Source organism: Gluconacetobacter diazotrophicus PA1 5 (genome assembly GCF_000021325.1).
GTDB classification, from domain to species: Bacteria; Pseudomonadota; Alphaproteobacteria; order Acetobacterales; family Acetobacteraceae; genus Gluconacetobacter; species Gluconacetobacter diazotrophicus.
Genome location: NC_011365.1, coordinates 2,891,191 through 2,905,979, shown reverse-complemented (window position 1 = coordinate 2,905,979; position 14,789 = coordinate 2,891,191). Strand labels below are relative to the sequence as shown.

Annotated in this window: 11 protein-coding genes and 1 pseudogene; 5 read left to right on the top strand and 7 right to left on the bottom strand. The window is 69.4% G+C overall.

Annotated features, from left to right (window positions below; translation table 11 throughout):
* Window positions 1-162: 162 nt before the first annotated feature.
* From GDIA_RS13280 to GDIA_RS13270, 3 genes are all read right to left on the bottom strand, one after another.
* Window positions 163-1,074 carry an HlyD family secretion protein gene (locus tag GDIA_RS13280; protein ID WP_012225014.1) on the bottom strand — a complete coding sequence of 304 codons (912 nt, stop codon included), beginning with the start codon at window positions 1,072-1,074 and terminating at the stop codon, window positions 163-165.
* A gap of 217 nt (window positions 1,075-1,291) precedes the next feature.
* Window positions 1,292-3,517, bottom strand: a complete 2,226-nt coding sequence (locus tag GDIA_RS13275) for an FUSC family protein (RefSeq protein WP_012554473.1) — start codon at window positions 3,515-3,517, stop codon at window positions 1,292-1,294.
* On the bottom strand, window positions 3,514-4,020 hold the full coding sequence (locus GDIA_RS13270; protein ID WP_012554472.1) for a MarR family winged helix-turn-helix transcriptional regulator: 507 nt from the start codon (window positions 4,018-4,020) through the stop codon (window positions 3,514-3,516). The genes GDIA_RS13275 and GDIA_RS13270 overlap by 4 nt, the downstream gene beginning before the upstream one ends.
* Window positions 4,021-4,291: 271 nt before the next feature.
* On the opposite strand from GDIA_RS13270, the gene GDIA_RS13265 reads away from it, so the two are divergent.
* Window positions 4,292-6,736, top strand: coding sequence for a TonB-dependent receptor (locus GDIA_RS13265; protein WP_012554471.1), 2,445 nt, complete (start codon window positions 4,292-4,294; stop codon window positions 6,734-6,736).
* Between the two features lie 40 nt (window positions 6,737-6,776).
* Window positions 6,777-7,877: a glycerophosphodiester phosphodiesterase gene (locus GDIA_RS13260; protein WP_043459364.1), complete on the top strand. Its 1,101-nt coding sequence runs from the start codon at window positions 6,777-6,779 to the stop codon at window positions 7,875-7,877.
* Window positions 7,878-7,886: 9 nt separating this feature from the next.
* Here GDIA_RS13260 and GDIA_RS13255 read toward each other — a convergent pair whose 3' ends face one another.
* Window positions 7,887-8,552: an extensin-like domain-containing protein gene (locus GDIA_RS13255; protein WP_012554469.1), complete on the bottom strand. Its 666-nt coding sequence runs from the start codon at window positions 8,550-8,552 to the stop codon at window positions 7,887-7,889.
* A gap of 143 nt (window positions 8,553-8,695) precedes the next feature.
* Between GDIA_RS13255 and GDIA_RS13250 the strand changes: the two genes are divergently transcribed.
* The 3 genes and pseudogenes from GDIA_RS13250 to GDIA_RS13240 all read left to right on the top strand — a co-directional run bounded on the left by GDIA_RS13250 (window position 8,696) and on the right by GDIA_RS13240 (window position 11,501).
* Window positions 8,696-8,944, top strand: a complete 249-nt coding sequence (locus GDIA_RS13250; protein ID WP_012228485.1) for a DUF2171 domain-containing protein — start codon at window positions 8,696-8,698, stop codon at window positions 8,942-8,944.
* A gap of 449 nt (window positions 8,945-9,393) precedes the next feature.
* Window positions 9,394-10,255, top strand: a pseudogene (locus GDIA_RS13245) (glucose 1-dehydrogenase).
* Window positions 10,248-11,501, top strand: a complete 1,254-nt coding sequence (locus GDIA_RS13240) for an AGE family epimerase/isomerase (protein WP_012554468.1) — start codon at window positions 10,248-10,250, stop codon at window positions 11,499-11,501. Before GDIA_RS13245 ends, GDIA_RS13240 begins: the two are co-directional and overlap by 8 nt.
* Window positions 11,502-11,616: 115 nt before the next feature.
* On the opposite strand, the gene GDIA_RS19370 is transcribed toward GDIA_RS13240, so the two are convergent.
* The 3 genes from GDIA_RS19370 to GDIA_RS13225 form a co-directional block, all read right to left on the bottom strand.
* Window positions 11,617-12,006, bottom strand: coding sequence for a hypothetical protein (locus tag GDIA_RS19370; protein ID WP_162013728.1), 390 nt, complete (start codon window positions 12,004-12,006; stop codon window positions 11,617-11,619).
* The gene (locus GDIA_RS13230) at window positions 12,003-12,899 is read right to left on the bottom strand and encodes a VOC family protein (RefSeq protein WP_012554466.1); all 897 of its coding nucleotides are present in this window, start codon (window positions 12,897-12,899) and stop codon (window positions 12,003-12,005) included. Before GDIA_RS13230 ends, GDIA_RS19370 begins: the two co-directional genes overlap by 4 nt.
* Window positions 12,900-13,019: 120 nt before the next feature.
* Complete coding sequence (locus tag GDIA_RS13225; RefSeq protein ID WP_012554465.1) at window positions 13,020-14,780, bottom strand: AMP-binding protein; 1,761 nt, start codon at window positions 14,778-14,780, stop codon at window positions 13,020-13,022.
* Between the last annotated feature and the right edge of the window lie 9 nt (window positions 14,781-14,789).

The following is a 14,789-nucleotide window of genomic DNA, read 5'->3' as shown; positions in this document are numbered from 1 at the left end:
TGTGCCCGCAGACGTGGGCTGGTGAGCGAGAGCGGCCCGCAGGGCCGCGCCCGGCGTGTGTCCGCGCGCACCGGAGCGGAGCGGCCTTGATGGCCGTGAGCACCGGAGCACAGCGGATGCGCGTCGGATCGCCGCCAGCGTGCGTCTGCGGGCACACATCCCTTACAGGTGGTCTTGCAGCCAGGTGGTCAGGCGCCCCCGCTGGCCGCGCGATTGCGGGCCGACGGTGACGGTGCAGGTCATGCCGGCCGCCAGGGTGATGCTGTCGGGCACATGGTCCAGATGGACGCGCACGGGAATGCGCTGCGCCAGCCGCACCCAGGTGAAGATCGGGTTGACGTCCTGCAGCCCCAGCCGGTCGGGGGTGCCGTTCTGGTCGTTGATGCCGCGCGCGATGGACACGACATGGCCGGGGATGATCTGCTTGTAGCCCATCAGCTTGACGCGGGCGACGTCACCGACATGCACGCCCCACATCTTGGTTTCCTCGAAATAGCCGTTCACCCAGTAGGAATCGGCGTCGATCACCGCCAGCCGCGGCTGCCCCGCCGTCAGGTAGTCGCCCACCCGCAGGTTCAGGTTGGTGATGTAGCCGTTGACCGGCGAATACAGCACCGAGCGCTGCAGGTTCAGCTTCGCCAGGTCCAGCGCCGCCCGCGCCGCATCCACCGCCGCGATCTGCGTCGCCACGTTCGAGTTGAACACCTCCTGCTCTTCCGCCGAGACGATGCCGCCCAGCCCCATGCGGCGCTTCGCGTCGTTCTGCTTCAGCTTCAGGTCCTCCAGCGCCCCGTCCAGCCGGGCCTGCGCCTCGCGGATCGCCAGCCGGAAGCGCACCGGGTCCAGCACGAACAGCGGGTCCCCCTTGTGCACGAACTGGTTGTCCACCACCGGAACCTGCACCACCGTGCCCGGCACTTCAGGCGCCACGTCCACCACATACACCCGCACGCGACCGTCGCGCGTCCAGGGGGCAATCATATACGTGTCCCACAGGGTCACGCCCATGACGATCGCCAGCGCAACAACGCTCAGGGTCAGGACCACGCGGATCAGGGTGCGCAGAAGGGGCATATCGCTCTCGAAACTTTTCTTTTTCGTTTGTCGGACGGACCTTACCGAAAACCATCGCACGCAGGCATACCTCGCCCCCGCGCACAGCGCGAGATGTCGCGGCGCACCCATGCCCCCCCGCCATGCCAGCACCGCGCGGACCGCGAGGCTGCTTCAAAAGTCCCGCTGCCGGCACGTCCTTCGCGCGTTTCCTGTGCTCCGATGCGGCCCGTCGCGATCAGCCATGGACAACCCGCCCCAGGATCGCGCTATAGGCCGGCACGGGCGCCGCCAGCGTGCGCCGTGCGCCCGGCATGTCGGGGGCGAGTTGCAGCGGCCCGTGCCGGTGGAAGAAGCCCGGCACGGCGCGCAGGATATGGGCCGCCTGGTCCAGGCACGCCGCCACGCGCCACGCCGCCAGCCCCGCGTCGGTGCCGGTGTCGGCGCCGGCCCGCATCGCGTCCGCCGCGCCCTCCAGCCCGCGCGCGGTGCCGTCCGGGTCGCGGCGCAGGCGCGCGAAGCCACCCAGCGCCGCATGCAGGGCCGCGCGGTCCCGCGCCGCCAGCGCCGGCCCGTCGGCGATGCGCCGCGCCCGGATCACCAGCCGCCCCAGCGACACCGCCGCCAGCGCGGCGTCGATATGGGCCTGCCGTTCGGCCGGCGGCATGCACAGCGCCAGCCGCTGGACCATGCGGGTGGTCTTCTGGACCTGCAGCCCTTCCCACGCCACCCACGTCCCGGGCCCGTCGGGCAGCACCAGCGCCAGCCGGCGCAGCGAACGGGTGATCGACGCGGCCAGCCGCGCCGCGTCCAGCCGGTCGTCGGGCGGCAGGATGACGCGAAAGCCCAGCACCAGCAGCGCGCTGGCCATCAGGAACGCCATCCAGGTATTGGTCAGCGCGATGTCGTCATAGCGAATGGGGTTGGAGACATCGAGCTGCGCGGCAAAGAACACCGAATAGCCGAACGCCCCGATGCCCCAGCGCGGGCTGAACTGGATCCACGCGCCCGGCAGCACGAAGGCGCACAGCACGAGCCACAGCAGCGGAAAACCGTCGATGCGCGGCAGCGCCAGCATGTGGCACGCCACCCCCGCCGGCACCGACAGCGCGGTGCCCGCCGCCATCAGCACGCTGGCGCGCGACGCCGACGGCGTGGTCGAGACCAGGCTGGACGCCGCGACGATGTACAGCATCAGCATCGGCCCGGAATGCCAGTGCAGCACATACCAGATCAGCCCGGCCAGGAGCGTGATGATCCCGCCGCGCGCGCCGTTGCGCAGCGCGCTGGGCCAGTCCAGGAACCAGCGCAGCCGGACCCGGCGCGGCACCGCGTCGCCCGTCAGGATGCCCAGCACCGTATCCAGTTGCGCCAGGATGTCGCGCACCGTGTCCATGGCCGCCAGCAGCGCCGTGCCGTCCGTGGCGGCCGCCGCGCGCTCGTCCGCCGCCAGCCGGTCCAGCGCCGCGCCGATCCGCGCGCGGACCGGGGCCGGATCGTCCACCCATCCCGGCCGCGCCATCAGGTCCAGCAATTCCGTCATCAGCGCGGCGATACGCCCGTGCAGCCGGCGCAGGTCGGGCGCGTCGCCATCCATGCCGCGCCACAGCGGATGATAGGTGGCGACGATGCCGGCCAGGCCGCTCAGCCCCACCCGCAGCGCATTGACCCGGCGGGCGATTTCATACGTGTCGGTCGCGGCATATTCCACCGCCGCGCCCAGCCCGCCGATCCGCGCCAGCAGCGCGCCGCGACTGTCGTACAGCGGCACCGGCATGGCACGGAAACCGGACAGCCCGGGCTCGGCCACCGCCTGGCCCCGCACGGGCGCGCCCTGGTGGAATTCGTGAAAGGCCAGCGCGTGGGCCACGACATCGCGCATCACCTGCCCGATCTGGGTCAGCACCTGCTGCGGCCGGCGGGGCGAGGTCGCCATGAACACGATCGCGGTGGCCACGATGCCCACCGTGACCGCCGACAGCCGCGACATGGCGCTGAGGAAGATCCCGTTGGGATCGGCATAGGACGGTGCCGCGACGATGACGATCGTATAGCCGCTGAGCACGGCGGCATAGGCGCGGAACAGCCGCAGGAAGGTCGCGACCAGGCAGGCGAAGGCCACCGCCACCGCCAGCACCATGACATACAGCACCGGCGACTGCGCCAGCCCGGCCATCAGCGCCACGCTGACGGCCGCCCCCAGCACGGTGCCGATGATGCGCCAGACGCTCTTGGACATCAGCGCGCCGACCGTGGGGTTGGCCACGATCATCACCGTGGTCACCGAACTCATGGGGGATTCGAGCTGGAACGTGAACGCGCAATACAGCGCCAGGCCGATCGACGCGAACACGCGCGCGCAGAACGCCGCGCGGCCCCCCATGTCCCGCCAGCGCACGGAGTCGGTGAACACCGCCGGCACAAGGCGCGGCCACACCGGGGCCGACCGGACCGGTCCGGTCACGGCACGTCCCGGCCGGCGGCCGACGCGCGCTCGGCATTCAGCAGGATGCGGTCCAGCAGGCCCACCAGCCCCGGAATGGCCTCACGCGGCAGGCCCGCCGTCATCTCGCGCTCCAGCCGGGCGGAAATCTCGTGGAACTGGCGGCATTTTTTCCGCCCCTCGGGCGTGATGAACAGCCGGTTGGCCCGCCGGTCGGCTTCGTCGGGCCGGCGTTCCACCAGGCTGGCGGCCTCCAGCAGGTCCAGCACCCGCACCAGGGCCGAGGTATCGGTGTTCATCGCCGCCGCCAGGTCCCGCTGCGAGGTCCCGTCCGGCATCATCATCAGGTACGCCATGGGCCGGAACCCGGCGACGCTCAGCCCGGTGGGCTTCAGCGCGCGTTCCAGCCGGGTGCGCCACACCGCGCCCAGCCGCATGATGCGAAAGGTCACCGCCATGTCCCGGAACCGGGATTCGTCGATATTCAGGAAGCCGCGCGGCCCCACCCCCTCATCCCGATCCACGATTCCTCCTTCTCCGGCGCCGGACCCATAATGGCCCAGGCACTAATTGCCATGGCAACTGGTTTCATGGCAACCGATTCCCGGGGTAATTCCCTCCGTCGGCAAACGCCGTGCCGACCGGCCCGCCTGTCTTCATTTCTTCACGATTCCGATCCGGTTTCCGAAGCCCTGTGTTCGGATCGCATCGTCATCAAACCTTCACTGCCAGGCGAGCGGAGCGATTGGATAGGAGGTCGGCCACAGCTTCACCTTCCGAAGGGTTGCCGCACCCATGTCCTTCCGTACGCCTTCCCGTCTCCAGGCCGCCGCGATCCGGACCGGCCTTCTTCGCACCAGCCTGGCCGCCTTCTGCTCGGCCCTCGCGCTCTCCACGGCCCATGCCGACCCGGCCGCCCAGCCCGCGAACGGCACGGCGGCCACGACGGGCACCCCGGCCCGCAAGGCGCCCGCCGCCGCCCCCCGCCGTACCGCCGCCCCGGCGGTCGAGCAGATCATTTCCACCGCCCGCCGCACCCGGTCGGAACAGAGCGTGGGCCAGGTGCAGATGCAGCGCATCCTGCCCGGCATCAACCCGGTGAAGGCGCTGGAAATCCTGCCCGGCGTCGTCTTCGAGGATGCCGATCCGTGGGGCAACAACGAACAGAACTCCTCGCTGTTCATCCACGGCTTCAACCAGAACCAGCTTGGCTTCACCATGGACGGCGTGCCGCTGGGCGACCAGTCGTACGGCAATTTCAACGGCCTGTCCCCGCAGCGCGCCGCGATCAGCGAGACGATCGGCATGGCCTCGGTCGCGACCGGCGCCGGCGCGCTGGGCACCGCCTCGACCAGCAACCTGGGCGGCACGCTGGAATTCCAGACGCAGGACCCGCTGCACCGCGCGGGCGGCCAGTTGGACCAGACGTTCGGAAGCTGGTCGACCTTCCGCACCTTCGCGCGGATCGATACCGGCGATTTCGGCAACGGCAATTCCGCCTATGTCGCATGGGCGCGGCAGGACGCGCGGGCCTGGGATTTCGACGGCCACCAGGGCGGCAACCAGGTCAACGCGAAATTCGTGCACCAAGGCGACAACGACAGGATCACGGGCTTCTTCGACTGGTCGGACAAGGTCGAGCCGAACGAGGACGGAATCGTCGAACCCCAGGGCGGCGACCTGTACAAGCGTCCCTTCCTGTATCCGAACCTTCAGCAGGCCATCAATTATTACAACAATTCGGCGGCCTACAAGGCGGCGGGGCTGAACTACCGCAACTACTATTCCGACGCCCAGCGCGAGGATTTCCTGTCCTACATCAAGTGGTCGCATGATTTTTCGTCCCACCTGCACTGGGACAACCAGATCTACTACCATCACGACCTGGGCGAGGGCGTCGTGGCCGGTCCGATCACCGCCGCCGGCCTGCCCGCCCTGTTCGGCGCCTATTTCCCCGACAATTCGGCCCCCCAGCTCTCGCAGGTCTTCGGCGGCTCGGGCATGGCCACGCGCACCACGGAATACTGGGACAATCGCGGCGGCCTGATGTCCACCCTGCGCTACCAGCTCGGCCATCACCATATCGAACTGGGCGGCTGGTACGAACGCAACAACAACACCCAGGCCCGGCGCTGGTACGCGTTCGACGCCGCCGACCCGACCTCGCCCTACGACCGGCAGCAGAACCCGCTGATCCACCAGTACACCAACTATTTCTACACCAACACCTGGGTCACGCATCTGCAGGACACGTGGCAGGTGTCGCGGAATTTTTCGCTGAATGCCGGCTTCAAGTCCGAACTGGTCTATACCAACGGCACCCTGCCGGTCGCGGGCCTGCCGGGATCGCTGTCCCCCAAGACCGCCGTTACCGTACCGGGCGGCACGATCGCGGCGGTCAAGCCGTTCCTCCCCTCGTTCGGCGCGCTGTGGAACATCACGGGCCACGAGCAGTGGTTCGCGAACATCCAGGAAAACATGCGATCGTTCCAGGATACGGGCTACGGCAACGCGTCCCCCTGGGGCGTGACCAGCCAGCAGGCGTTCCAGGATTTCAAGGACCACGGCCACCCCGAAACCGACTGGACGTATGAAACCGGCCTGCGCACCAACCGCCCCCTGTCGTTCGGGCCGCTGACCAATATCAGCGGGCAGCTTGAATATTACCACGTCCATTTCTCGAACCGGCTGCTGGCGGTCTCGTCCTCGCCCAACCTGGCCTCGATCGTCGGCAGCGCCACCATCCTGACCAATGTCGGCTCGGTCACGACCGACGGCATGGATTTCTCGTTCACCACGCAGTTCGGGCCGCATTTCTCGTTCTACAACGCGCTGTCCTACAACAAGTCGGTCTATAACGATAACTATGCCAACGGCACCACGATCGTGCCCACCGCCGGCAAGAACGTGGCGGGCGTGCCGAACTGGACCGAGAAATTCGTCGCCTCGACCAACTGGGGCGATTTCAACGCCCAGTTCATCGGCGACGTGATCGGCAAGCGCTACACCACCTATACCAACGACCTGTCCGCCAGTTCCTACGCGCTGTTCAGTGTCAATGCCGGCTACACCATCCACGGCATCCCGCACGTGCGCGGCCTGAAGGTGCAGGGGAACATCACCAACCTGACCGACACGCGCGGCTGGTCCACCTTGAACATCAGCAACGCCTCGGGCCAATATACCGCCTTCCCCATCGCGCCGCGCATGTTCTTCCTGACCCTCAGCGCCACGTTCTGAAAAAGGCCTGGCGCCCAGCCCGGATTCCAAGGTTCCCATGATGCCGACACGCCGACATACTCTCGGGCTCCTGGCCGCGCTTCCTCTCGCCCGGCCGGCCCGCGCGGCGCCGTCGCTGGCGCCGCGCCCGCTGGTGATCGGCCATCGCGGCGCATCGGCGCTGCGGCCCGAACACACGCTGGCCTCCTACGCCAAAGCCATCGCGGACGGCGCGGATTATGTCGAACCCGACCTGGTGCCCACGCGCGACGGCGTTCTGGTCGCGCGCCATGAAAGCAACATCGCCGGCACGACCGATGTCGCAACCCGGCCGGAATTCGCATCGCGCCGCCGCACGCTGACGATCGACGGCACGCAGGAAACCGGCTGGTTCACCACCGATTTCACGCTGGCGGAACTCAAGACCCTGCGGGCGCGCGAACGGCTGGGCCCGGTCCGGCCGCAGAACACCCGCTATGACGGGCATTTCGACATCCCGACCTTCGAGGAGGTCATCGATTTCGTCGCCGCGGAATCCGCCGCGCGCGGCCGCGTGGTCGGGCTGATCCCCGAGATCAAGAACTCGACCCACTTCCACGCCCTGGGCCACACGCCCGAGGACACGTTCCTGCGCGTGATCGCGGCGCACGAATACACCCGCCAGGCCCCGCTGGAGGTCCAGTCCTTCGAGACCGGAAACCTGCGCGCCCTGCGCGGCAAGGTGCAGGCGATCAACCCCCGGGCCCGCCTGATGCTGCTGATGGGCGAGCGCGGACAGGCCGTGCCCGACATCGCGGCGGCGGGCGGCCGCGCCACCTTCGCCGACCTGATGACCCCGGATGGATTGCGGGAGGTCAAATCCTATGCCGACGTCATCGGCCCGTCCAATACCGACCTGATCCCCCGCGACGCCTCCGGCGCGTGGCAGGCCCCCACCACGCTGATCGACGACGCGCACCGCGCCGGCCTGCTGGTCCATTCCTATACCTGCCGCCCGGAAAACCGTTTCCTGCCCCGGCAGCTTCGCAACGCGGCGGGCGACGACGCCCGCAATCCGGAAGGCTCGATCGCCGAAATCCGGCGTTATCTCGACATGGGGCTGGACGGCTTCTTCACCGACGATCCGGCACTGGGCCGAAAAGCCGTGGACGACCCGATTTAAGGGGCGGCCTCAATCGCACAACCCGCCGCCCGTGGCCTGCAGATGCAGATGGCCGGCGTGCCACGCATTGTAGTCGGGTGACAGGACGATGCCGAACAGACGGCATGCCCCCGCCCGCACGCGGTGCAGGAACGCCGCCTTGCCGCCCGTATCCTTCCACGCCCCGACCGAAACCTCCCGCCCGTCCGCCAGGATGAAACCCGATACGTCGATCGCATCGGCCCCGGCATGGCTGCTGGCGGCGCCCGGCCGGTCGCGGATGTCGCGGCAGGCATAGGTCCCGGCCTGGCGGATGGCCCGTACGCCCTGGCCGAACACGGCGCGGGCCGCGGGTTCGGCCACGTCGGTCTGGAACATCGCCCACCGCACCGCCAGCCGGCACGAGGCCGGGAATCCGTCCGGCATGGCGGGGGCCGCTCCCCCCTCCACCCGCACCGCATCCGGCACGACGCAGCGCCCGCCGGCCCCCAGCGCCGCGCGGCACAGGGACGGCACCGCGTCCAGGACCCGCAGCTTGACCGGCGTCATGAACGTGCGTTCGGCCCGCAGGTCCAGCGGGCGGGTGGGGTCATAGGCGGCGGGCAGCCACGCCCGGTGCAGCACCAGCGCCATGGCCAGCGCGGCCAGAAGCGCGCACCACGCCACCAGGCGCAGCAGGCGACGGTATCCGCTCATGCGGTCGGGTCCTCGCGCCTCTGTGATTCAACTCTGCCAGCCCCGGGCGTTGACTCGGTATGGCATGCGGGCCGGGCCGGACATCCTGCCCGATGACGTCCGCATGCCGAAACCGCAATCGCCCGGACACAAGGAAAACCGACATGATCGCGAGCGACACAATCCATCCCGGCATGGCCGTCATGGGGTCCGACGGCGTCAAGATCGGCGTGACGGACGAAGTGGAAGGCAAGACCCGGCTGAAACTGACCAGCGAGGACGGCGCCTACCATTTCCTCCCGCTGGACGAGGCCATGCGCATCGAGGGCGAATCGATCATCCTGCCCACCCCCGCAGCGAAGGCGATCGCCGATTTCGACCGCGACATTCCCGCCGGCGAGGACACGACCTGACCGGCGGGACCACCACACTTCAGTTCAGCGTCACGTCCGCATGGGTGGCGGGGATGAAGGTGGACAGCCGAGCCTGCCGCCCTGGCGCGAGAGGTAGCGCTTGGCATCGCGGGTCGTGACATCCACGTCGCCCATGTCCAGCGGCATGATCCTGCCGAACCAGCAGAGCGAGCAGGCCGTAATATCCCTCGGGCGGCGGTGTCGTAATTCGAATTCAACATCGCACCCGATACTGGACGACCGGATCCAGTGTGGAAATACAGTCCGATTCGGCCGCAGTGTACGGCCCGCCATGCGGCGACTCATCAGCAGCAGGACTTCCGCAACCGCCCCTTAACCGGAAATTTAGGCAACAGCCCGTATCCCGGGGCGTTCCCCCTCTGGAACCTGCCGGCTGCCGCACCGCGATCGCCGCCGGCCTGTCACGCCCCTCGACGCGGAGAACCCCCATGGCCCAGAGCATTCCCCCCCAGAGTCAGGACCATCAGCCGGGCGTCGAACGCCTGCTGCAACCGCCGGCCGAACATATCCGCCCGGATTATCGCGGCAGCGGCAAGCTGGCGGGGCGCCGCGCCCTGGTCACGGGCGGCGACAGCGGCATCGGCCGCGCGGTGGCACTGCATTTCGCGCGAGAGGGCGCGGATGTCGCGATCCTGTACCTGGAAGAACAGGACGACGCCCAGGAAAACGGTACGCCTGGTCGAGGCCGAGGGCACGAAGGCCCTGGCCATCCAGGGCGACGTGTCCAGCAGCGCGGTCTGCGACGACGCCGTGGCGCGCACCGTCGCGGCCTTCGGCGGCCTGGATATCGTGGTGAACAATGCCGGCGTCCAGTATATCAGCGACGACCTGACCGACATCACGGACGCCGTCTGGCAGCGCCACATGAACGTGAACGTCAACGGCTATTTCTACATCACGCGCGCGGCCCTGCCCTACCTGGGCAAGGGCAGCGCGATCATCAACACGTCCTCGATCAACGCCTTCGCCGGCAACAAGTCCCTGGTCGCCTATTCCACGACCAAGGCGGCGGAACTGGGCTTCACCCGCGCCCTGGCGCTGCAGCTTGCCGGGAAGGACATCCGCGTCAACGCCGTGGCCCCCGGCCCGATCTGGACCCCGCTGCAACCCGCAAGCTGGGGGCCGATCGACCCGCAGGCCGTGGCCGACATGGGCAAGAGCACGCCGTTGGGCCGGATCGGGCAGCCCAGCGAAATGGGGCCGGCCTACGTCTATCTGGCATCGGACGACGCGTCCTACGTCACCGGCCAGACCGTCCACGTCAATGGCGGCATGATCGTCAATGGCTGAGGCGCTTCCGTCGCTGATGCTGCCGGCGTCAAGCTGGCTGCGCTCGGCGCCCCATCGCCGCTGGCTGGATCTCCAGGGCCAGCGATTGCTCGATTTCTCGAAACCCGCGCGGATTCCGGACGGTTTCACCGCCCTGGGCGACGACGGCCGGCCGATGAAGGACGGCGGCGCGGACAGCATCCTGACGGCGCGGATGACCCACGTGTACGCGGTCGCCGCCGGGCGCGGCCTGCCCGGCTGCGCGCCGCTGGCGGCCCATGGCGTCGCCAGCCTGCTGGGGCCGCTGCGCGATCCCAGGCATGGCGGATGGTTCGAAGGCCCGGCACAGGCGGGCGGGCGCAAGCAGGCCTACCTGCACGCGTTCGTGGCCCTCGCCGCGTCCTCCGCCGTCGTGCAGCACGTCCCGGGCGCGGACCAGCTTCTGAAAGAGGCGCTGGATGTCTGGGACCGGCATTTCTGGAGCGAGGACGAAGGAATCTTCCGCGAGAGCTTCGCCGCCGACTGGTCGGACGAGGAGGACTATCGCGGCGCCAACGCGAACATGCATTCGGTGGAAGCATGCATGGCGGTCGCGGACGTCACCGGAAACGCCATCTGGCGCACGAGGGCGCTGCGGATCGTCGAACGCGTGATCCACACGCTGGCCAGGGGCGCCGGATACGCGGTCCCGGAACATTACGATCGCAACTGGACTCTTCTGAAGGACTTCCACCGCGACAGGCCGACCGACGACCTGCGGCCCTACGGCATGACGCCGGGCCATTTCGTCGAATGGGCGCACCTGCTGCTGAAGCTGGAGGCCGCGCTGCTGCGTGAGGGCGGCTCCGCACCGCCCTGGCTGCTGGACGACGCCATCGGCCTGTTCCGCACGGGCATGCACGCCGGATGGGCGCGGGACGGCGCACCTGGCCTGCTCTACACCGTGGGCTGGGACCTGGAACCCGTGGTGCATAACCGCCCCCACTGGTGCCAGGCCGAAGCCATGACCGCCGCCGCCGCCCTGCTGAAACGCACCGGCCACGGGCAATACGAACACTGGTACCGGACCATCTGGGACTATATCGACCTTCACATGATCGACCGCGGGCAGGGCGGATGGCTCCAGGAACTCGACCGCCACAACCAGCCTTCGGCCGTGGTGTACCAGGGCAAGGCCGATCTCTACCACGCCTGGCAGGCCACGCTGACCCCGCTGCTGCCCCTGGCCCCCAGCTTCGCCACCGCCGTCGCGATCATGGATAACTGACGCACCCTGCGAGGCAGAGTGCGCGAGCGGTCCGGGCCTTGAGGGCATGATTGGGCAAGGCCGATCATGCCCTCAAGGTTTTTGCTTTCAGAGCATCTTCACGTCACGATCTGCCCTAGCGGCCGTGGCCGCCGCCCCCGTGACCGCCCCCGCCGCCGCCACCATGGCCGCCACCACCCGGACCACCGCCGCCACCATGGCCACCACCGCCGGGCCCGCCGCCATGCCAGCCGCCACCGCCGCCACGACCGCCGGGTCCACCGCCGCCATGCCAGCCGCCGCCCCCGCTGCCATGCCAGCGCGGGCCGACGGCATAGCCCCGGCCCCAGCCGCCGCCCCAGCCGGGTCCACCCCAGCCGCCGCCGCCCCAGCCGCCGCCATAGGTCGAATAATACCCGCCGCCATAATCGTCGTAGCCGTCATACCCGACGCAGCCGCCCAGCAGCGCCACCATGGCCCCCGCGCACCCGAAAGCGACCCACCATCCCGATCGTTGCCGTGTCATTTCGCGTCCCCCGCGGGCGTGCCGCCCGGATATTCCATCACACCGAAGACGGCACCGGACGGATCGGCCAGCAGGGCCACCATCACGCCGTCACGGTCGGGATGCGGCTGCACCACGACATGCCCGCCCAGCGCGGCCACCTGCTCGGCGGCGGCGCCCACGCCGGGCAGGCGGATGAAGCGGACCCAGCGCGCGATCGCGGTCGGCGGAAAGCCGGGCGGCAGCGCGTTGAGCGTACCCCGCGCGTTGCCCTGCGAACTGACGATGAAATGGCCACTATCCACGGCATCGCTCTGGTAGCCGAACAGCGTGCCATAGAACGTCGCGGCCCCCTGCGGGTCGCTGGTCAGCAGCGCGCTCCAACTCCACGCGCCGACCGGGTCCTCGCCGTCGGCCGGGTCACCGCTCGACGAGGTCAGGGCGGCGAACACCGCCCCCTTCGGATCGGCCAGCACGGCCTCGCGCCCCAGGCCGGGAACGTCGCGGGGCTTGAACATCACGTGCGCGCCCAGCGCCGCGCCCTGCGCCGCCAGGTGATCGACATCGCCGGTCGCGATGAAGGGCAGCCAGATCGGCCGCTGGTCGGGATTGGTGAAGGGACGTTCCAGCAGCGCGGCGACGATGTGCCCGCCGTTCAGCGCCACGGCATAATGCAGCCGCCGGACCGGCACATCCTGGAACGTCCAGCCGAACATCGCGCCGTAAAACCGCTCCGCCGCCGCCAGGTTGGGCGTGACCAACTGCGTGAACACGATCTTGCCCGGCATCTGGCTGCCGGTCGCGGGCGTCGTCAGGGGCGGAAACCCGCCGGACTGCGCATGGGCCGCCGGTGCGGCGACCGCAACGGTCAGCAGGGCCGGAAGCAGGCAGGATCGTCGCAATGAACGGGGCACGTCGTCTCTCCATGATATTGCTCGTATTCCTACGCGCGGCATGGCGTTTCGTCCGTCCCCCGGCCCGGACGCGCAGGCCGGGGCAGCCCTGCCGGAACGTCATGGCCCGTCCGGCGCCCGTCAGGCGACGGCCAGCCGCCTGCGCAGGATCTTCCCCGATCGCGTCGTCGGAAGCGCCGCGACGAACCGGACATCGCGGATGCCTACCCACCGTCCCAGGCCGCGCCCGACCTGCTCGATGATCTCGCCGGCCCGGGCGGGGGGCACGGGCCACGCGTCGGGCACGACATAGGCGACCGGCCTCTGGCCCCTCAGCCCGTCGGCTACCGCGACGACGGCGCAGGCATGGACGGCGGGATGGCGCGCGATGATGGCTTCGATCTGCACGCCGGAAATCCGCCGCCCCGCGACCTTGATGACGTCGTCGGACCGGCCCAGCATGTGCACCGCGCCGTCCGCGCCGATCGTCCCCTCGTCGAACGTGCGGTAATGGCGGCCGGTGGCGTCCAGGCAGGCACGCGGCGCCTGAATCCCCCCGTCCATCCACACGCCCGCCAGGCAGCCCGGCGGAAGCGGCAGCGCCAGCAGGATCTCGCCGGACGCGTCGCCCGCCCCGACGGCGGCGTTAAAGCCCGGCGCGGGCCGGCCGATATCGTTCATGGCCGACGGGGCTTCCTCTTCCGGCAGGCCCAGGAAATGCGCCGTGATGCTCCACCCGGTTTCCGTCTGCCACCAATGGTTGGCGACGGGGCAGCGGAAATAGGACCGGGCCCAGTCCAGCAGGGTCGGATCGGCATATTCCCCGGCCACGAAGACGCGGGCCAATGCCAGCGGCGCGCCCCCCGCCGCCCCCCGCTCCGCCTGGCGGAGCAGACGCAACTGCGTGGGCGTGGTGAACAGGCAGGTCACGCCCCGCGCACGACACAGCGCCGCGATCGACGATGCCGAGGCCCCGCCTTCCATGATCACGCTGGTACAGCCGCCCAGCAGCGGCGCATAGACGCCATAGGAATGGCCGACCACCCAGCCCAGGTCCGACGTCGTGAAGAAGACATCCCCTGCCCGGCAGCCATAGATCAGCTCCATGGACAGCGCCAGCGCCACCGCATGGCCGCCATTGTCGCGGACGATGCCCTTCGACGCGCCCGTCGTTCCCGATGTATGCAGGATATAAAGCGGATCTTCCGATTTCACCGGAACGGGCGCCGCCGGCGCGTGCCGCTCCAGCCCATGGAAGTCATGATCGCCGGGCGCCAGCCGCGCCGGGCAGGCCGGACGCTGCAGCACGACGCAGGCATCGGGCGCATGCGCGGCCAGGGCCAGCGCCTCGGCCAGCACGTCGTACGAGGACACGGGCACGCTGCCCTGGAAGCTGCAACTGGCGATGATGACGATCTTCGGCGCCACGTCGTCGATCCGCCGCGCCAGTTCCGGCGCCGCATATCCCGCGAACACCACGACATGCACCGCCCCCAGCCGGGCACAGGCCAGCATGGCGATCGCGGTCTCGACCAGGGTCGGCATCGCGATCAGCACGCGGTCGCCCTTTTCCACGCCCAGCGCGCGCAGCCCCCCGGCAAACCCCGCGACCCGGCGCTGAAGGTCCGCATAGGTGACGATCTGCTCCTCCTTCGTCGCGCAGGACTGCCAGACCAGCGCCGCCTGCCCGCCCCGCCCCGCCGCGACATGCCGGTCCACGGCGTTGTGGCAGGTATTCAGCCACCCGCCGGGGAACCAGTCGTGCCATCCGTCCGTGCGCGGCACGCACCCGGCGGCGGGCGGCCGCGTCCACGCGATGCGCCGCGCCGCGTCCAGCCAGAACCCGTCCGGATCGGCGGACACGGCATCGCGCATGTCCTGGTATGTCGTCCACGGCAGCATGGCATCGGC

What these genes read in the sequence shown, in the direction of transcription:
- GDIA_RS13240 (WP_012554468.1), top strand. Translation starts at nt 10,248, where the DNA reads ATGGCTGAGGCGCTTCCGTCGCTGATGCTGCCGGCGTCAAGCTGGCTG.
- GDIA_RS19370 (WP_162013728.1), bottom strand. Translation starts at nt 12,006, where the DNA reads ATGACACGGCAACGATCGGGATGGTGGGTCGCTTTCGGGTGCGCGGGG.
- GDIA_RS13250 (WP_012228485.1), top strand. Translation starts at nt 8,696, where the DNA reads ATGATCGCGAGCGACACAATCCATCCCGGCATGGCCGTCATGGGGTCC.
- GDIA_RS13280 (WP_012225014.1), bottom strand. Translation starts at nt 1,074, where the DNA reads ATGCCCCTTCTGCGCACCCTGATCCGCGTGGTCCTGACCCTGAGCGTT.
- GDIA_RS13265 (WP_012554471.1), top strand. Translation starts at nt 4,292, where the DNA reads ATGTCCTTCCGTACGCCTTCCCGTCTCCAGGCCGCCGCGATCCGGACC.
- GDIA_RS13260 (WP_043459364.1), top strand. Translation starts at nt 6,777, where the DNA reads ATGCCGACACGCCGACATACTCTCGGGCTCCTGGCCGCGCTTCCTCTC.
- GDIA_RS13225 (WP_012554465.1), bottom strand. Translation starts at nt 14,780, where the DNA reads ATGCTGCCGTGGACGACATACCAGGACATGCGCGATGCCGTGTCCGCC.
- GDIA_RS13255 (WP_012554469.1), bottom strand. Translation starts at nt 8,552, where the DNA reads ATGAGCGGATACCGTCGCCTGCTGCGCCTGGTGGCGTGGTGCGCGCTT.